Raw genomic sequence first — 17653 nt, 5'->3', positions numbered from 1 at the left:
GGCGTGATCGATATCAACGAGTCCGTGATGCAGTTCCTTCTCGCGTTCGTCGTCGTCGGCCCGCTTCTCGGCGCCGTCGCCGCTCTCCTGCCGGCTCCGCCCGGACTGAAGGGGAAGTCACCCGACCAGGCCGTGCTCCGGCACGGCGTCACCGTCACGGGTGCCGTCCTGGCCGCCGCGATCGTCCTCGTGCTGGGCTTCGACCACGACCACCCGTCGAAGATGCAGGCCACCACGGACATCAGCTGGATCCCCGCACTCGACGTGCGGATCCACCTGGGCATCGACGGCATCTCCCTCCCCCTTCTGGTCCTGACCGCGCTGCTGACCTTCCTCTGCGCGCTCTACTCGTACTTCAAGATGCCCGCGGGCCCGACCCCGAAGGCCTTCGTCGCACTGCTGCTCGTCCTGGAGTCCGGCACCCTCGCCACCTTCGCCGTCCTCGACCTGCTGCTGTTCTTCCTCGCCTTCGAGATGGTCCTCATTCCGATGTACTTCCTCATCGCCCGCTGGGGCGGCGAGGGCCGGGCCGAGGCCGCCTGGAAGTTCATCCTCTTCACACTGCTCGGCTCCGTGGTCATGCTGCTCGGCCTGCTGCTGATCGGACTCAGCGCGGGCACATTCGACATGGTGGCACTCGCCACTGACAACGGCCGGTCGCTGACCACATCGGTGCAGGTCATCGCGGTTCTGGCGATCGGGATCGGGCTTGCGGTCAAAACGCCGATGTGGCCCCTGCACAGCTGGCTGCCCGACGCCCACACCGCGGCGCCGACCGTGGGGTCGGTCCTGCTGGCCGGGGTCCTGCTCAAGATGGGTACGTACGGTTTCGTCCGCATCCTCCTCCCGGTCGCGCCGGACGGCTTCCGCACCTTCGCGCCCTACCTCGCCGCCTTCGCCGTCGTCGGGATCATCTACGGATCCCTGGCCTGCCTCGCCCTCGCCAAGCGGGGAGCGAAGGGCGACCTCAAACGCCTGATCGCGTACTCCTCCGTCGGCCACATGGGCTTCGTCCTGCTCGGCATCGCGAGCACGACCCCGACCGGCGTGAACGGCGCCCTGTTCGCCAACATCGCCCACGGCCTCATCACCGGCCTGCTCTTCTTCCTGGTCGGCGCCCTGAAGGACCGCACCGGCACCACCGACCTCGACACCCTCGCCGAGGAGACCGGCGCCGCGCTCTACGGCAAGGCGCCGCGCCTGGGCGGGCTGCTCGCCTTCGCGGCGGTCGCCTCGCTCGGCCTGCCGGGCCTGGCCGGGTTCTGGGGCGAGATGCTGGCACTGTTCGGCGCCTTCGACCCCCATGACGACCTCAGCCGTCCCGCCTTCCTCACCTTCATGGCGATCGCCGCGTTCGGCACGCTGCTGACCGCCGCGTACATGCTGATCGTGGTCCGCCGCGTCTGCATGGGCGCCCACCCGCAGGAAGCCCCGAGGCTCACCGACGTACGCCGGTACGAGTTCGCCGCCTGGACCCCGCTCGTCGTCCTCACTGTCATCGCCGGGCTGTGGCCCAAGGCTCTCCTCGGGCTGACCGACCCGGCCGTGCAGCAGCTCCTCGCAGGAGGCACCCGATGAGCTCCCTCGCCCAGCCGCTGGCCCAGAACCTCGTCCAGTCCGTCGACTGGCTCGCCATCGCGCCGCCCACCATCGCGGCGGTCGTCGGACTCGCCGTCCTCGTCGCCGACCTGTTCGTAGGCGACAACCGGAAAGCTCTGCTCGGCTGGGTCTCGGTCGCCGGACTCGCCGCCTCCGTGATCATGCTGCTGCCGCTCCTGGACGGCGACCGCTCGACGTTCTGCCTGACCGGCGACGCCGACGTGTGCAGCTACACGGCGGACACCTTCACCCTCGCCATCCAGTTCCTGGTCCTCGGTGGCGCCTTGCTCGCCGCCCTGCTGTCGGTCACCGCGCTGAAGGACGCCGACCGGGGCCTCCCCGAGGGCGAGTTCTGGTTCCTGCTGCTCTCCTCGGCGGCCGGCGCGGCGCTGCTGCCCGCCTCCCGCGACCTCGCGACCCTGATCGTCGCCCTGGAAGTCGCCTCCCTGCCCGCCTTCGCCCTCGTCGGCCTCCGCCACGGCGACCGACGCTCCTCCGAAGCGGCCCTGAAGTTCTTCCTGTCCTCGGTCACCGCCACCGCCGTCAGCCTCATGGGCATCAGCTTCGTCTACGCCTCCACCGGCACGCTGTACCTCACCCAGGTGGCCGACCGCATCCAGGGCATCGACGGGCAGCTCACCGCACTCGCCCAGACGGGCGTCGTCCTCACCCTCGTCGGCTTCGCCTTCAAGACGGCCGCCGTGCCCTTCCACTTCTGGGTGCCCGACACCTACGTGGGCGCGCCCCTGCCGGTCGCCGCCTACCTGTCGGTCGTCGGCAAGGCGGTCGGTTTCTCCGGCCTGATCCTCGTCACGGTCATCGCCCTGCCGTCCTACGCCGACGCCTGGGGCCCGGCGCTCGCGGCGCTGGCCGCGCTCACCATGACCGTCGGCAACGTCGGAGCCCTGCGCCAGCAGGCCACGCGCGCGTACAGCGCGGTACGCCTCCTCGCCTGGTCCTCCGTCGGCCAGGCCGGCTACCTCCTGGTGCCGATCGCCGCAGCCGGGTACTCCGACCACGCCGAACGGTCCATCGGCTCCACCGTCGCCTACGCCCTCATGTACGCCGCCGTGAACCTCGGCGCCTTCGCGGTGGCGGCGCTCGTGGGCCGTACGAAGTCCCTCAACCGGGTCTCCGACTACCGCGGCCTGTACGCGTCCAACCCCGTGACCGCCCTGCTCCTGGCGTTCTTCCTGCTCTGCCTCGCCGGACTGCCGCCCGGCATCATCGGCCTGTTCGCAAAGGTCACCGTCTTCTCCGCGGCCGTCGACGCGGGACTCGGATGGCTGGCCGTCGTGATGGCCGTCAACGTCGTCATCGCGCTGTTCTACTACCTCCAATGGACGGCTCTGCTGTTCCGCGCTCCGGAGGGTGAAGCCGTCAGGCACCGCGTGCCCGCCCCCCTGACGGCCGCGATCGCCCTGACCGCGGTCCTCGCCGTCGCCCTCTCCGGGGCGCCGCAGCTGGTCCTGCACTTCGCCGACACCAGCCTCTTCTGACACTCGCCGCCTTTCACCACGCGCGCGTGGGGCACCCGGCTCCCACGCGCGCGTGCCGTACGCCGGGCACGTCACCCGGACGGCCCACGCGTGCCCGCCGTACCCACCAGGGAACTGGCGGCCGTCGCCTGGCGTTGACCAGTACGGAAGGGTCCACTGGATGTGACGCCACGGCACCAGTGGCATCGGAGACCAGGAAGCAACCACAGCGAGCGAGATCAGCAAGCAAAGGGTTCCCCTGCTGCACGACTTGGAGGGCGTACCGTGCACCGCCGGCACAACGGGCTCAGGACCGCAGTACTCCTCGGGGGACTGTCCGCGCTCATCATCGTCATCGGCAGCTTCTTCGGCCGAGCCGGGCTCGTCGTCGCCGTCCTCGTCGCCCTGGGCACGAACGCGTACGCGTACTGGAACAGCGACAAGCTCGCGCTGCGCGCGATGCGCGCCCGCCCGGTGAGCGAGTTCGAGGCCCCGGCGTTGTACCGCATGGTCCGCGACCTCTCCACCCAGGCCCGCCAGCCCATGCCCCGCCTCTACATCTCCCCGACGGAGGCACCCAACGCCTTCGCGACCGGACGCAACCCACGCAATGCCGCCGTGTGCTGCACCGAAGGCATCCTGCGCCTGCTCGACGAGCGTGAGCTGCGCGGTGTCATCGGCCACGAGCTCAGTCACGTCTACAACCGCGACATCCTGATCTCGTCGGTCGCCGGCGCCCTCGCCTCCGTGATCATGTTCCTGGTCAACTTCGCCTGGCTGATCCCCATCGGCCGGTCCAACGACGACGACGGCCCCGGTCTGCTGGGCATGCTCCTGATCATGATCCTCGGCCCGCTCGCCGCCACCCTCATCCAACTGGCCATCAGCCGCTCCAGGGAGTACGAGGCCGACGCCTCCGGCGCTCAGCTCACCGGCGACCCGATCGCCCTCGCCAGCGCCCTGCGCAAGCTCGAGATGGGCACCAAGCAGCTTCCGCTGCCGCCGGAGCCCCGTATCGAGACCGCCAGTCACATGATGATCGCGAACCCGTTCCGCCCGGGACAGGGCCTCTCGAAGATGTTCTCCACCCATCCGCCGATGGCGGAGCGGATCGCCCGACTCGAGAAGATGGCAGGTCACCAGCAGTGAAGACCATCCTCAATGTCATATGGCTCCTACTCAGCGGCTTCTGGCTGTTCCTCGGTTACCTGGTCGCGGGGCTGCTGCTGTGCATCACGATCATTGGTATCCCGTTCGGCATCGCCGCCTTCCGTATCGGCGTCTACGCCCTGTGGCCCTTCGGGTACACGACGGTCGAGCGCCGGGGCGCGGGCGCGCCCTCCTGCATCGGCAACGTGCTGTGGCTCGTCCTCGCCGGCTGGTGGCTGGCCATCGGCCACATCGTCACCGGCATCGCGCTGTGCGTCACGATCATCGGCATCCCGCTCGGCATCGCCAACTTCAAGCTGATCCCGGTGTCGCTGCTGCCGCTCGGGCGCGAGATCGTACGGACGGACCAGCCGTTCACGGCCACGGGCAGCACTCAGCAAAACGGCTGGTAGCGGCAGGCGGGCGGCTCTGTTTCCACAACCGCCGGGTTGTCCACAGGCTCGCCCGGATGTCAGTGGTGGCCCGCATGATGAACTCATGACCGAGATCGAGCAGTTGCTGGCACGGGTGGCGGCCAAGGCCCGCAACAACCGTCCGTGGGGCTGGGCTTCCCTCCCCGAGCCCGTCGACGCCGCCACGCAGGCCCGCGCCGAGGCCGCGCTGGGCTTCCCCCTGCCTCCTCTGCTGGCCGAGCTCTACCGCCGGATAGGGGACGGCGGATTCGGCCCGGAGTACGGCCTGTTGCCCCTGCTCGACAGCTCGCCCGCCGGAGAGCCCGCCGCCGTCGCACAGTACCTGGCCAACCGCGAGAGCGGCCTCCAGGACCCCGACTGGCCCTGGCCCGAGGGCGTCCTGCCGATATCCCACTGGGGCTGCGCGATGTACGCGTGCGTGGACTGTCGCTCCCCACAGGCCACGGTCCTGCTCTTCGAGCCGAACCCCGGGGACGCCGACCACGCCTGGTTCGTCGACGCCCCGGCCCTCGAGGACTGGCTGCGCGCCTGGGTCGACGGCACCGGCTGGTACGAGGAGGTGAACGAGGGAGGCGATATGGCCCCTTGGGCCGACTTCCGCATACGGACGGCGAGTGACTTCACGGCGACCGGTCTACCGCCCGCGCAGGCGTCCTGAGAGGGCGGCCACCAGGCCCACCGGGCGACGGTCGGCAGCGAACCGTACAGCCGGCGGCTCCCAGGAGGCGGTCGGGGAGCAGAACACAGCGTGAAGGCCTACCGCCTACCGCCTACCGCGCCCGGGTCACCCCCGGCCGGTGTTCCGAACGCGGCCTCCCACGGTGTCCCGCCACACCTGACCGGCACGCCGCGAGCCCGGCGCCCGCCATCGCCACCGGAAGCACTGACCGGCACGCAGCGAGCCCCGCTCGCAACACCGCCCCGCTCGCCGTCACCGCCCCGAAGCCACTGGCCACCGCGGCCCCCGACCTACCGCGTCACGGCCCGCCGCCGCACCGCGTACGCCGCCACGCCCAGCGTCAGCACACCCGCGCCCGCCACCACCGACCCCACCGGAAGTGAGAACGCCAGTACCGCGCACCCGGCCAGGCCCACGGCCGGCACGACCCGCGCCGTCGGCGACGGGTGCAGCGTCCAGGCCGAGGCGTTTGCCACCGCGTAGTACGCCAGCACACCGAAGGAGGAGAAGCCGATCGCGTCCCGCACGTCCACCGTGGCGGCGAGGACCGCGACCACCGCACCCACGGCCAGCTCCGCCCGGTGCGGCACCTGGGAACGCGGGTGCACCGCCGCCAGCGCGCCGGGCAGGTGACGGTCCCTGGCCATGGCCAGAGTCGTCCGCGACACGCCCAGGATCAAGGCAAGGAGGGAACCCAGCGCGGCCACGGCGGCGCCCACCCGCACGACCGGAGCCAGTCCGGGCACGCCGGCCGCACGCACCGCGTCGGCCAGCGGCGCGGTCGCCTCGCCGAGGCCACCCGACCCCAGTACGGAAAGGACAGCCAGCATCACACATCCGTACACCGCCAGTGCGATGCCCAGGGCCAGCGGGATCGCGCGGGGAATCGTGCGCGCCGGGTCCCGCACCTCCTCGCCGAGGGTCGCGATGCGCGCGTACCCCGCGAACGCGAAGAACAGCAGACCGGCCGCCTGCAGCACGCCGCCGACGCCGCCCGACAGCCCGATGTCCAGCCGTCCCACGTCGGACCGTCCGGACCCCAGACACACCACGACCACGGAAGCGAGGACAGCCAGGACCACCGTCACGATCGCCCGCGTCAGCCAGGCGGACTTCTGGATGCCGGCGTAGTTCACCGCGGTCAGTGCCACCACGGCGGCGACCGCCACCGCATGCGCCTGACCCGGCCAGACGTACGCGCCCACGGTGAGCGCCATGGCGGCGCAGGAAGCCGTCTTGCCGACGACGAACGACCAGCCCGCGAGGTATCCCCAGAACTCCCCGAGCCGCTCGCGCCCGTAGACGTACGTGCCGCCGGAGGCCGGGTACAGGGCGGCCAGCCGTGCCGACGACATGGCGTTGCAGTAGGCGACCACGGCGGCCACGGCCAGCCCGAGCAGCAGTCCGGACCCGGCCGCGTGCGCCGCGGGCGCCGGCGCGGCGAAGATCCCGGCTCCCACCATGGAACCGAGCCCCACCACTACCGCGTCGCCCACGCCCAAGGTGCGGCGTAGCTGAGAACCCGCAGGTGTCATGCCTCGCACCCTACTGACCAGTGCAACCGACGCATGCCGTCAGTACGTCCTCTTCACCACGAGGACAAGAACACGCGCGGAAGAACGACCCACAGAGCCGGGACAGCGCGGGCACAGCGGGAAAGGGCAGGGTTGGGGCATGACCGTCATCAGCTGGATCATTCTGGGACTGTTGGCCGGAGCCATCGCCAAATTCCTGCTGCCCGGCCGTGACCCGGGGGGCCTCGTCGGCACGACCCTCATCGGAGTCGCGGGCGCGTTCGTCGGTGGCTGGATCTCGGCCCGCTGGCTGGACCATCCGATCAGCAAGGACTTCTACGACGGCGCGACCTGGGCCGCGGCGATCGGCGGCTCACTCGTCCTCCTGATCGCCTACCGCATCCTGTTCGGCAACTCACGCGACTGACCGCGCCCCGGACCGCGGCCGGCAGGCGAGAAGGGTGGGCACCGCCGGGTGCCCACCCTTCTCCGTGCGTGCCTGCCGTGGCCGGGCCGCCCGGCCCGGCGGAGACCCCGGTGATCGTGGCTCACCGACGGCCGTGGATCACCGGTAGTTCACGAACTGCAGGGCGAAGTCGAAGTCCTTGCCCTTCAGCAGGGAGATGACGGCCTGCAGGTCGTCCCGGCTCTTGGAGCTGACGCGCAGTTCGTCGCCCTGCACCTGGGCCTTCACGCCCTTCGGGCCCTCGTCACGGATGATCTTCGCCACCTTCTTCGCGTTCTCCTGCGAGATGCCCTCCTCGATGGAGGCGAAGATCTTGTACTCCTTGCCGGAGAGCTGGGGCTCGCCCGCGTCCAGGGCCTTCAGCGAGATACCCCGCTTGATCAGCTTGGACTGGAAGACGTCGAGGACAGCATTGACCCGGTCCTCGGAGTTGGCCTCCATGAGGATCTTGTCACCGGACCACGAGATCGAGGCGCCCACGCCCTTGAAGTCGTAGCGCTGGGAGATCTCCTTGGCGGCCTGGTTGAGGGCGTTGTCGACCTCCTGCCGCTCGACCTTCGAGACGATGTCGAAACTGGAGTCGGCCATGTCCTGTGGCTCCTTGTATTCGGTGCGTGTCGGGCCGCGTATGGGTCCGTCCGGCATACGTGTGCGGCCGCCGAGCCCGACAAGGGACCTCGGCCGCATCCGGACAAGCCTAGCCACCCCCCGCCCCCCGGGTGGTGATCAATCGGGTGGCGAAGCACCCCTCCGCATCGGGTATTGTTTACGTCGTTGCCACGGAGCACCGCCGAAAGGCGGTTCGACAGGCAGCGACCCCGGCGGTGTGGCTCAGCCTTCCCAGGTTCGAATCCTGGCGCCGCCACACGGGAAACAGAGAGCCCGTGATCTGTGGAAACGCAGATCGCGGGCTCTTTGTCGTTGCCTTGAACGGCTCTGGTCAGGCGATGATCGGGCGGCGCTGCTCCTGGGTTGTGCAGGCACACTGGGCCCATGTCGTCCCGTCGCAGAACCTGCCCCGAGTGCCGTCGCGAGATCGCCGTCGTCGCCGGACGGTATGCGCGACACGACCCGCCCGGCGCGCGGGAGAACGGCGACCTGGTCTCCTGCCCCGGTTCCCGGCGTCCGGCGCAACTCGGTGCGGTGCAGCCGTCCTTGGACGGGTACGTGGTCCCCGACTTCCCCGGACAGCTGCCCTTGTTCTGACCCCCGCGACCCGGCCCGGCGCCCTCAGTTCCCGGCGACCGACTTCACCGCCACGGACACCGGTGCCGAACCGGCGATCAGCTCCAGGGTCAGCCCGCTCGTCGCCGGGGTGTCGACCAACTCCGCCAGGACGGCGGCCACGTCGTCGCGCGGGACGGGGCCGCGGCCGGTGTGCGCCTCCAGGCGTACGAGGCCCTTGCCCGCGTCGTCCGTCAGGGCGCCGGGCCGCAGGATCGTCCAGTCCAGCGCGTCCAGCGAACGCACGTAGTCGTCGGCCTCGCCCTTGGCGCGCAGGTAGACGTCGAAGATTTCGTTCCCCTGGTGTCCGGCGTCGGCGCCCATGGACGACACGATGAGGAAACGCCGTACGCCCGCCCGGACCGCCGCGTCGGCGAACAGGATGGCCGCCGCCTTGTCCACAGTGTCCTTGCGGGCCGCCCCGCTGCCCGGGCCCGCGCCCGCCGCGAAGACCGCCGCGTCCGCGCCCCGCAGCCGCTCCGCCACCTCCTCCACCGAGGCCGACTCCAGGTCGAGCACGACCGGTTCGGCGCCGGCCTCACGCAGATCGTCGGCCTGTTCGGCCTTGCGGATGATGCCCGCGACCTCGTCCCCGCGCGCGGCGAGCAGCCGTTCCAGTCGCAGCGCGATCTGACCATGACCACCAGCGATGACAATGCGCATGTTTCCGACCGTACGCCCCGACGGCCGCCGCCGCCGCACGAGTTCGGCCGCATCCGGCCGGTCTTCGCGGAGCGCTCTGGTCGTCGGTCAGGGCGCGTCCCCCCGCGCCTGCCGGGGCAGCCCCAGGTCCGCCGCGGTCGTGGAGTCGCCGTACTCCCGTACCGCGCTGGTCCGAGCCACCACGCGCCCCCGGTGCACCACGATCCGGCTGTACGCCAGTGACAGCGCTCCCGCCAGCCGCTCCCCGCGCACCGCGAGGAGCTCGGCCGGGAAACCCGCCTCCACCCGCACCTCGGGCAGTCCGAGCGCCGCCCGTGCCGTGGCGCTCACCGCCTCGTAGGCGTCCTCGGGGCGCAGCCCGTGGCGTGAGGACAGCAGATACGCCGCCTCCAGGGGGTCCCCGCGCCCCACGGGGTTGGAGACGTCCCGCAGGGCGCCGCTCCCCGCGGTGACCCGTACGCCGGCCGCCCGCAGCAGCCGTACCGGAGCCGTGCCCCGACGGTCGACGCTGCCGCAGCCGCCCTGCGGCAGGCACACCACCGTCACCCCGGCCGCCGCGAGCTGGTCCGCGGCCCGCGAGGCCATCTCGGCGGGCAGCCGGCCGAGGCCCGCGCAGGGGCCGACGGCGACCCCCGGGCGCAGCCCGCCCGCCATGGCCGCCAGCCGGGCCAGCCGCGCCGGGTCGGCGGCGTCCGTGTGCAGGTCGACGGGGCAGCCGTGCTCGGAGGCGACCTCGAGGACCGCCTCCACGTACCCCGCCGGATCGGGGTCCAGGTCCGGACACCCGCCCACCACGTCCGCGCCCATCTTCAGCGCGTCGCGCAGCATCGCCAGCCCGTCGGCCCCTGCCGTCCCCGTCAGCACCCTCGGCACCGCCACCGTCGTCACCTCGGCCAGCCCGCGCAGCGAGCGCCGTGCCCGCAGCACGGCGGTCAGCGCGCCCAGCCCCTGAACGTCACCCACGCGCACGTGCGCCCGCTGCTCCGTCGCCCCGTGCCCCAGCTGAAGCAGGGCGGCCTCCGTGGCCCGGCGCTGCACGTCCCGGGGTTCGTAGGAGACGGGTCCGCCGATGTCGGCCGAGAGCGCGGTGTCGCCGTGGGCGTGGGGTTCCACGGGGGCGGGCAGGAGCAGGTAGCCGGTGAGGTCCAGGCGCGTGCCGGAGCCGGGCGCGCGGCCCGCCGTGAGGCTGCCGGCCGTGCCGACCGCCTCGATGCGTCCGGCGCACAGCCGTACGTCCACGGTCCGGCCGTCGGTGAGACGGGCTCCGGACAGCAGCAGCGCGCCGCGGTCGGCCGGGCCCGAGGGCGAGGACGAGTGGGGCGGCTGCGGCTGGCTGTCGGGCATCGCGCTCCTCTGGGCTCGGGGCTGCGCAGTGGGGGACGCAAGATCACGCAGAGTGAGTCGAGCCTAGGACGGTGCTCTGCCCATGGCGCGGAGGAGCGCAATAGTCGTACCGGCGCCGTCCACCCGATGCCCGCGGCGGACGGGCGGGGGAGGGGGCGGGGAAACGGATTTGGGTGAACGGCGGCGGACCGTGTAATGTCTTCATCGCTCGCCCCAATAGCTCAGTCGGCAGAGCGTCTCCATGGTAAGGAGAAGGTCAACGGTTCGATTCCGTTTTGGGGCTCTGGTGCAAGAGGTTCCCACCGCGAGGTGGGAGCCGACCGCACCGCAGCGGTGTAGCTCAGTCGGTAGAGCAAGCGGCTCATAATCGCTGTGTCACCGGTTCAAGTCCGGTCACCGCTACTCTTAGTAGCCGATTGCGGGGTCGGTCCTTCGATCGGCTACTCTTCTTTGCGTTAATTCAGTCCATCCGTTCGTCAAGGAGCACTCACGTGGCTGCCACCGACGTCCGCCCGAAGATCACGCTGGCCTGCGTGGAGTGCAAGGAGCGGAACTACATCACCAAGAAGAACCGGCGTAACAACCCGGACCGACTGGAGATGAAGAAGCACTGCCCGCGTTGCAACGCGCACACCGCGCACCGCGAAACGCGATAAATCAGGCTCGTACGTGAGGCCGCCCCCGAGGTCTGGGGGCGGCCTCACGTCGTTTCGACCCAATAGGCAGCAGTAGGCAGCTGTAGCAACAGCAGACATCAGCAGGAGGTGCCGAGCCCATGGCGCTCGACCAGTCCTTCGTGGGGCGGACCTACCCGCCCACCGCGCCCTACGAGGTGGGCCGCGAGAAGATCCGTGAGTTCGCGGAGGCGGTGGGGGACGGCAACCCGGCGTACACGGACGCGGAGGCCGCCAAGGCGCTCGGCCACCCGGATGTCATCGCGCCGCCGACCTTTGTGTTTGCCATCACATTCAAGGCGGCCGGCCAGGTGATCGAGGACCCGCAGCTCGGCCTGGACTACAGCCGGGTGGTGCACGGCGACCAGAAGTTCGCCTACGTCCGCCCGGTGCGCGCCGGTGACCGGCTCACGGTCACCTCGACCATCGAGGCGATCAAGTCGCTGGCGGGCAACGACATCCTGGACATCCGTGGCGAGGTTCACGACGAGGCGGGCGAGCACGTTGTGACGGCCTGGACCAAGCTCGTGGCCCGCGCGGCCGAGGAGGCGTGAGCATCCCCATGACGGCGAAGATTGCGTACTCCGACGTCGAGGTCGGCACCGAACTGCCCGCTCAGACCTTTTCTGTGACGCGCGCCACTCTCGTGCAGTACGCGGGTGCCTCCGGCGACTTCAACCCGATCCACTGGAACGAGCGGTTCGCCAAGGAGGTCGGCCTGCCGGACGTCATCGCGCACGGCATGTTCACCATGGCCGAGGCGATCCGCGTGGTCACCGACTGGGTCGGCGACCCGGGCGCGGTCGTCGAGTACGGCGTCCGCTTCACCAAGCCCGTCGTCGTGCCGGACGACGACAAGGGCGCCCTGATCGAGGTCGCCGGCAAGGTCGCGGCCAAGCTCGACGACGGCACCGTCCGCGTCGACCTGACGGCGACCAGCGGTGGTCAGAAGGTCCTCGGGATGGCACGGGCGGTCGTGCGGCTCGGCTGACCGTGTGCCGGCTAGAAGCAAGTGAGGGGCGCTCTCCCTTGGGGGCGCCCCTTACGGCTTCCTGCGGCACCCCTTGACGTAGTTAGTGATTGAGCACTAACTTTCTCTCCATGGTCAGGATGAGTGCAGAGGAGAGGCGCGAGAGTGTCATCCGTGCGGCGACGGCCGAGTTCGCCCGCGGTGGCTACTACGGCACGTCCACGGAGGCGATCGCCAAGCGCGTGGGCGTCTCGCAGCCGTACCTCTTCCGGCTCTTCCCGGGCAAGAAGGCGCTGTTCCTCGCGGTGGCCGAGCGCTGCCTGCAGGACACCCGCCGGGTCTTCGAGGAGGCGGCGGACGGCCTGCACGGCGAAGAGGCGCTGCACGCCATGGCGGACGCCTATACCCGGCTGATCACCGAGAAGCCCGAGCGGCTGCAGATGCAGTTGCAGACGTACGTCACGGTGGCCGCGGCCGAGGCGGCGGGGGACCACGAGTTCGGCGAGATGGTGCGCAAGGGCTGGATGGAGCTCTGGGACACCGTGCACGGGCCTCTCGGCGGCGACGTGGGCGAGACGACGACCTTCATGGCGTACGGCATGCTCATCAACGCCCTGGCCGGAATGGGGTTCCCGCCGGAACACCGGGTCTGGGACGGGCTCTACATCTCGGCGCGGGTCAAGCGGGGTCCGGAAGACGCGTAGGCGGGCGCTGCCGCGCCGCCGGCTCGGTGTCGTGGTGTGCCCCGGAAAGTTAGTCATCAATTACTAACCACAGTACTCGAGCAGTGCACAACCTCTGGGGGAGAGATGCCACAGCAGAGCACACGGGGCGGGGGAGCCGCCTGGGCCCTCGTCATCACCAGCGTCGCCGGTTTCATGGCGGCCCTCGACAATCTCGTCGTCACCACCGCCCTGCCCTCGATCCGCGAGGATCTCGGCGGCGCGCTGCACGACCTGGAATGGGCCGTCAGCGCCTACACGCTCACCTTCGCCGTGCTGCTGATGTTCGGCGCGGCCCTCGGCGACCGCTTCGGCCGCCGCCGGCTCTTCCTCGCCGGGATCGCCGTCTTCACCGGCGCCTCCGCCGCCGCGGCCATGGCACCCGGCATCGACTCCCTCATCGCCGCCCGCGCGGTACAGGGCGTCGGCGCGGCCGTCATGATGCCGCTGACGCTGACCCTGCTGACGGCCGCCGTGCCCGCCGAGCGGCGAGGGATGGCGTACGGGATCTGGGGCGCCGTCAACGGGCTGGCCGTGGCCTCCGGGCCGCTGGTCGGCGGCAGCCTGACCGAGCACATCTCCTGGCAGTGGATCTTCTGGCTGAACGTCCCGCTGGGCCTCGCCCTGCTCCCGCTCGCCCGCTTCCGCCTCGCCGAGTCCCACGGCACCGGCGCCCCGCTCGACATCCCCGGCACCCTGCTCGCCAGCGGCGGCCTCTTCGGCGTCGTCTACGGCCTGGTGCGCGGGCCCGTCGACGGCTGGACCGGCCCCGTGGTGCTGAGCGCCCTGTTCGCCGGGGCCGCGCTGCTCGCAGGCTTCGTCCTCTACAGCACCCGTGCCAAGAACCCCATGCTCCCGATGCGGCTGTTCCGCTCCCGCGCCTTCGCCGGCATCAACGCGGCGAGCCTGCTGATGTTCCTGGGGATGTTCGGCTCGATCTTCCTGCTGAGCCAGTACATGCAGGGCGTGCTCGGCTACTCGCCCACCGAGGCGGGCCTGCGCATGCTGCCCTGGACCGGCATGCCCATGCTCGTCGCGCCGGTCGCCGGCATCCTGTCCGACCGCGTCGGCGGCCGCCCGGTCGTCGCCGCGGGCCTCTTCCTCCAGGCGGCCGGCCTCGGCTACCTCGCCTCCGTGATCACGGCCGACGCCTCCTACGCCGCCCAGCTGCCCGGCCTGATCATCAGCGGGATCGGCATGGCCCTGTTCTTCGCCCCGGCCTCCGCCCTGGTGATGTCCAGCGTCGTACCGAAGGAGCAGGGCATCGCCTCCGGTGCCAACAACGCGCTGCGCGAGGTGGGCGGGGCGCTCGGCATCGCGGTCATGGCGTCGATCTTCGCGGCGCAGGGCGGCTACGAGTCCGCGCAGTCCTTCGTCGACGGAAGCCGCCCCGCGGTCGCGGTGGGCGCAGGCGTGGTGGCCCTGGCCGGCGTCGCGGCCCTGCTGATCCCGGCCCGCGGCCGGAGCGGTGGGACCGCGGACACACCCGGGCAGCCGCCCGTACCGGCGACCGGCGAACCGGCGCTCGCCCCGACCGCGCAGACGGCAGCCCGCTGACACGACCGCAGGCAGCCGATCGCCGAGGAAGACACGCGAAAGCCCACCCAAGGGCCCAAGACACCCAAGAACCCAGGACGGCAGAAAGCCGAAGACACCCGAAAGGAGACCGACATGCCGACCCTCCCCTGGACCGTGCCGAACCGGCCCCCGCAGGCCACCGAGGTCCACGTCTTCGCGGCCCGCTTCGAGACCCGCACCCTCTGGGGAGCACTGAAGTTCCTGGCCCGGACCCCGGGCGTGTGGCGGCAGGTGAGCAACGCCCCCGGCGCGTACGGGGCCTCCCTGAAGGCGGAGCCCCTCAAACGGACCTTCTGGACGCTGTCCGCCTGGGAGTCGCCCGAGGCGCTGAAGTCCTTCGCCCGCTCGGGCACCCACGCGCCGACGTCCCGGGGGCTCGCCCCGCAGATGCGGGACGCCAAGTTCACCGCCTGGGCGGCGTCGAGCGACGAACTCCCGGTGAGCTGGGCGGAGGCGCGGCGGCGCCTGGCGTGAGCCCGCACGTGTTGCGGCACCGCGGCGGCCCCGTGGACCGCGACGCCCCGGCCGACGGGCCGGGGCGTTTCCCGTGGCGCCGGGCCGTCGGTGCCGTCTCGTAGTCTTGGGCGCGTGCAGGAACTCCATGACGCCCCCCTCGCCCCGCTGACCACCTTCCGGCTGGGCGGTCCCGCCACCCGCCTGGTCACGGCCACCACCGACGCCGAGGTGATCGCCGCCGTCCGCGAGGCCGACGACACCGGCACGCCCCTGCTGCTCATCGGCGGCGGGTCGAACCTGGTCATCGGCGACAAGGGCTTCGACGGAACCGCCCTGCACATCGCCACGCGCGGCTTCACCCTGGACGGCACGACGCTGGAGCTGGCGGCCGGCGAGGTGTGGACCGACGCCGTGGCCCGCACCGTCGAGGCCGGACTCGCCGGCGTCGAGTGCCTGGCCGGCATCCCCGGCTCGGCGGGCGCGACCCCCATCCAGAACGTCGGGGCGTACGGCCAGGAGGTCTCCTCCACGATCACGGAAGTGATCGCGTACGACCGCCGCTCCCAGGAGACGGTCGCCCTCACCAACGCCGACTGCGCCTTCGCCTACCGCCACAGCCGCTTCAAGGCCGACCCCGAGCGGTACGTCGTCCTGCGCGTCCGCTTCCGGCTGGAGGACGCCGACGGGCTCTCCGGGCCCATCAAGTACGCGGAGACGGCCCGCACCCTCGGCGTCGAGCCCGGCGACCGGGTGCCGCTGGCCGCCGCCCGAGAGACCGTGCTGAAGCTGCGCGCCGGGAAGGGCATGGTGCTGGATCCCGAGGACCACGACACCTGGTCGGCCGGGTCGTTCTTCACCAACCCGATCCTCACCGACGAGGAGTTCGCCGCCTTCCGCAGCCGGGTGCGCGACCGCCTCGGCGACGGCGTCGAGCCGCCCGCCTACCCGGCGGGAGCGGGCCGCACCAAGACCTCCGCGGCCTGGCTGATCGACAAGGCCGGCTTCACCAAGGGCTACGGCACCGGCCCCGCCCGCATCTCCACCAAGCACACCTTGGCCCTCACCAACCGGGGCGAGGCGACCACGGAGGACCTCCTCGCCCTGGCCCGCGAGGTCGTCGACGGCGTCCGCGGCGCGTTCGGCATCACGCTGGTCAACGAGCCGGTGACGGTCGGAGTCAGCCTCTAGCACCCGACCGGGCCGCAGTGGCCGGGCTCAGTAGGCGACCCCCACCCCCTGCTTCACCGCCTCCGCGTCCTGCGCGAGGGCGAGCATCGCGTGAGCCGCATCGGCGCGGCCCAGGTAGCGGCCCTTGGTGGGGAATCCGCCGACGACGGTCCGGTACCGGCCGGTGACCGGCTTGTCCTGCAGCCGCGGCGGACGTACGACCGTCCAGTCGGTGGCGCTGCCGGCCAGCTCGGCCTCCATCAGCCGCAGGTCGGCGTAGACGTCCTTGAAGACCGTGGAGATCAGGGCGAGGACACCCCGGTCCAGCAGGCCCGCGCCCTGCGGGGCAGGACCGACGGGCGCCGCGCTGACCACGACCAGGCGCCGCACACCCTCCGCCTCCATCGCGTCCAGCACCGTACGCGTCAGCCGGGTCGCGACACCGGCGTCCTTGCGGCTGCGGGCGCCGAGCCCGGACAGCACGGCGTCCCGGCCGGCCACGGCGGGCCGTACCGCCGCCGGGTCGGTGAGGTCCGCCCGGAACACCTCCAGACCCTCGCCGGTCACCGGCAGCCGCGCGGGATCCCGTACGACCGCCGTGACCTGGTGTCCCGCACCCAGCGCCTGCCGGACGACCTCCTGTCCCACCCCGCCCGTGGCTCCGAAAACGGTCAGCTTCATGGCGTACCCCGAGTTCTCCAGTAGGTGGGTGAGTGCCCACTCACCCAGGTCTCCTCTAGGGTGAGTAAGCACTCACCCGCTCGTCAAGCCCGGTTGGAGCAGCCATGCAGTCCGGCAAGTCGGCCCGCGAACGCATCCTGGACGCCGCCCACGACCTGATGCTGACCGTCGGCCTCGCCCGCGCCACCACCAAGGAGATCGCCAAGGGGGCCGGCTGCTCCGAGGCCGCGCTGTACAAGCACTTCGCGAGCAAGGAGGAACTGTTCATCAGGGTGCTCACCGAGCGGCTGCCGCGCCTCACCCCGCTGCTGCACAGCCTGACCGCCGAGCCGGGCGGCCGCCCCCTGGAGGAGAACCTCACCGAGATCGCCCGCCAGGCCGCGCTGTTCTACGAGCAGAGCTTCCCGATCGCCGCGTCGCTGTACGCCGAGACCCAGCTCAAGCGGCGGCACGACGAGGCGATGCGGGAGCTGGGCACCGGGCCGCATCTGCCGATCGAGGGGCTCGACGCGTACCTGCGGGCCGAGCAGGAGGTGGGGCGGGTCCGGCCCGGCGCCGACACCTTCGCGGCGGCCTCGCTCCTTCTGGGCGCCTGTGCCCAGCGGGCGTTCGCGTACGACGCGACCGGGGTCGTCCCTCCGGTGGACGACTTCGCCCGCCGGCTGGCCCGGGCGCTGCTCACGGGGCTCCACTGACCGGCGTTCCACCGGTGCCGTGGGGTGGCTGCGGGCACTCCTGGTCCGGCGTTTGCTTCGGTGCCCGGCGTGGGTGCGGGCCGGGGGTGGGTCGCGCGGCCCGGCGCTTGCGGGTTGCCGCCCGCGCCCACCCGTGCCGCCCCAGGCGGCACGACTGCCC

At 71.5% G+C, this 17653-nt stretch carries 20 protein-coding genes and 2 tRNA genes; 17 read left to right on the top strand and 5 right to left on the bottom strand.

All coding sequences use genetic code 11. The features are described 5' to 3' along the window. Positions 1 to 3: 3 nt before the first annotated feature. From IE260_RS26280 to IE260_RS26260, 5 genes are all read left to right on the top strand, one after another. A complete protein-coding gene (locus IE260_RS26280) occupies positions 4 to 1578 on the top strand; it encodes an NADH-quinone oxidoreductase subunit M (RefSeq protein WP_189876030.1) in 1575 nt (524 codons plus the stop codon). Further along, on the top strand, positions 1575 to 3098 hold the full coding sequence (locus IE260_RS26275) for an NADH-quinone oxidoreductase subunit N (RefSeq protein WP_189876028.1): 1524 nt from the start codon (positions 1575 to 1577) through the stop codon (positions 3096 to 3098). Before IE260_RS26280 ends, IE260_RS26275 begins: the two co-directional genes overlap by 4 nt. A gap of 264 nt (positions 3099 to 3362) precedes the next feature. Further along, positions 3363 to 4226, top strand: coding sequence for a zinc metalloprotease HtpX (htpX, locus tag IE260_RS26270; RefSeq protein ID WP_189876026.1), 864 nt, complete (start codon positions 3363 to 3365; stop codon positions 4224 to 4226). Next, positions 4223 to 4639 carry a YccF domain-containing protein gene (locus tag IE260_RS26265; protein WP_189876024.1) on the top strand — a complete coding sequence of 139 codons (417 nt, stop codon included), beginning with the start codon at positions 4223 to 4225 and terminating at the stop codon, positions 4637 to 4639. The genes htpX and IE260_RS26265 overlap by 4 nt, the downstream gene beginning before the upstream one ends. 85 nt (positions 4640 to 4724) lie before the next feature. Further along, positions 4725 to 5318, top strand: a complete 594-nt coding sequence (locus tag IE260_RS26260) for an SMI1/KNR4 family protein (protein WP_189876022.1) — start codon at positions 4725 to 4727, stop codon at positions 5316 to 5318. Positions 5319 to 5629: 311 nt separating this feature from the next. Here the strand turns inward: IE260_RS26260 and IE260_RS26255 are convergent, their stop codons facing one another. After that, positions 5630 to 6874, bottom strand: coding sequence for an APC family permease (locus IE260_RS26255; protein WP_189876020.1), 1245 nt, complete (start codon positions 6872 to 6874; stop codon positions 5630 to 5632). A gap of 139 nt (positions 6875 to 7013) precedes the next feature. On the opposite strand from IE260_RS26255, the gene IE260_RS26250 reads away from it, so the two are divergent. Further along, entirely contained in the window at positions 7014 to 7280 is a 267-nt protein-coding gene (locus IE260_RS26250; protein WP_189876018.1) for a GlsB/YeaQ/YmgE family stress response membrane protein, read from the top strand. A gap of 138 nt (positions 7281 to 7418) precedes the next feature. Here the strand turns inward: IE260_RS26250 and IE260_RS26245 are convergent, their stop codons facing one another. Beyond that, entirely contained in the window at positions 7419 to 7907 is a 489-nt protein-coding gene (locus IE260_RS26245) for a YajQ family cyclic di-GMP-binding protein (protein WP_189876016.1), read from the bottom strand. Positions 7908 to 8312: 405 nt separating this feature from the next. On the opposite strand from IE260_RS26245, the gene IE260_RS26240 reads away from it, so the two are divergent. Then, complete coding sequence (locus IE260_RS26240) at positions 8313 to 8525, top strand: hypothetical protein (protein WP_189876014.1); 213 nt, start codon at positions 8313 to 8315, stop codon at positions 8523 to 8525. Positions 8526 to 8549: 24 nt separating this feature from the next. Here the strand turns inward: IE260_RS26240 and IE260_RS26235 are convergent, their stop codons facing one another. Further along, on the bottom strand, positions 8550 to 9206 hold the full coding sequence (locus IE260_RS26235; RefSeq protein WP_189876012.1) for an NAD(P)H-binding protein: 657 nt from the start codon (positions 9204 to 9206) through the stop codon (positions 8550 to 8552). Between the two features lie 87 nt (positions 9207 to 9293). After that, on the bottom strand, positions 9294 to 10550 hold the full coding sequence (locus IE260_RS26230) for an amidohydrolase family protein (RefSeq protein WP_189876010.1): 1257 nt from the start codon (positions 10548 to 10550) through the stop codon (positions 9294 to 9296). Between the two features lie 210 nt (positions 10551 to 10760). Here IE260_RS26230 and IE260_RS26225 point away from each other — a divergent pair. The 9 genes from IE260_RS26225 to IE260_RS26185 all read left to right on the top strand — a co-directional run bounded on the left by IE260_RS26225 (position 10761) and on the right by IE260_RS26185 (position 16138). After that, positions 10761 to 10833, top strand: a tRNA-Thr gene (locus IE260_RS26225). 46 nt (positions 10834 to 10879) lie between these two features. Next, positions 10880 to 10952 (top strand) — tRNA-Met (locus IE260_RS26220). Between the two features lie 89 nt (positions 10953 to 11041). Then, complete coding sequence (gene rpmG, locus IE260_RS26215; protein ID WP_003948671.1) at positions 11042 to 11206, top strand: 50S ribosomal protein L33; 165 nt, start codon at positions 11042 to 11044, stop codon at positions 11204 to 11206. Positions 11207 to 11325: 119 nt separating this feature from the next. Continuing rightward, positions 11326 to 11778, top strand: coding sequence for a MaoC family dehydratase N-terminal domain-containing protein (locus tag IE260_RS26210; protein ID WP_189876008.1), 453 nt, complete (start codon positions 11326 to 11328; stop codon positions 11776 to 11778). A gap of 8 nt (positions 11779 to 11786) precedes the next feature. Beyond that, entirely contained in the window at positions 11787 to 12215 is a 429-nt protein-coding gene (locus tag IE260_RS26205; protein WP_189876006.1) for a MaoC family dehydratase, read from the top strand. Between the two features lie 110 nt (positions 12216 to 12325). Beyond that, complete coding sequence (locus tag IE260_RS26200) at positions 12326 to 12898, top strand: TetR/AcrR family transcriptional regulator (RefSeq protein ID WP_189876004.1); 573 nt, start codon at positions 12326 to 12328, stop codon at positions 12896 to 12898. Between the two features lie 105 nt (positions 12899 to 13003). After that, entirely contained in the window at positions 13004 to 14473 is a 1470-nt protein-coding gene (locus tag IE260_RS26195; protein ID WP_189876002.1) for an MFS transporter, read from the top strand. A gap of 114 nt (positions 14474 to 14587) precedes the next feature. Then, complete coding sequence (locus IE260_RS26190; protein ID WP_189876000.1) at positions 14588 to 14968, top strand: DUF3291 domain-containing protein; 381 nt, start codon at positions 14588 to 14590, stop codon at positions 14966 to 14968. A 114-nt stretch (positions 14969 to 15082) separates the two neighbouring features. Continuing rightward, positions 15083 to 16138, top strand: coding sequence for a UDP-N-acetylmuramate dehydrogenase (locus IE260_RS26185; protein WP_189875998.1), 1056 nt, complete (start codon positions 15083 to 15085; stop codon positions 16136 to 16138). 27 nt (positions 16139 to 16165) lie between these two features. On the opposite strand, the gene IE260_RS26180 is transcribed toward IE260_RS26185, so the two are convergent. Continuing rightward, positions 16166 to 16798, bottom strand: a complete 633-nt coding sequence (locus tag IE260_RS26180) for an NAD(P)-dependent oxidoreductase (RefSeq protein WP_189875996.1) — start codon at positions 16796 to 16798, stop codon at positions 16166 to 16168. A gap of 104 nt (positions 16799 to 16902) precedes the next feature. Between IE260_RS26180 and IE260_RS26175 the strand changes: the two genes are divergently transcribed. Next, complete coding sequence (locus IE260_RS26175) at positions 16903 to 17493, top strand: TetR/AcrR family transcriptional regulator (RefSeq protein WP_189875994.1); 591 nt, start codon at positions 16903 to 16905, stop codon at positions 17491 to 17493. Positions 17494 to 17653: the final 160 nt, after the last annotated feature.

Source organism: Streptomyces viridiviolaceus (assembly GCF_014650995.1).
In the GTDB taxonomy this organism is placed as follows: domain Bacteria; phylum Actinomycetota; class Actinomycetes; order Streptomycetales; family Streptomycetaceae; genus Streptomyces; species Streptomyces viridiviolaceus.
Note: the sequence above shows the minus strand (reverse complement) of the source record. Positions and strands in the feature narration are given on the sequence as shown.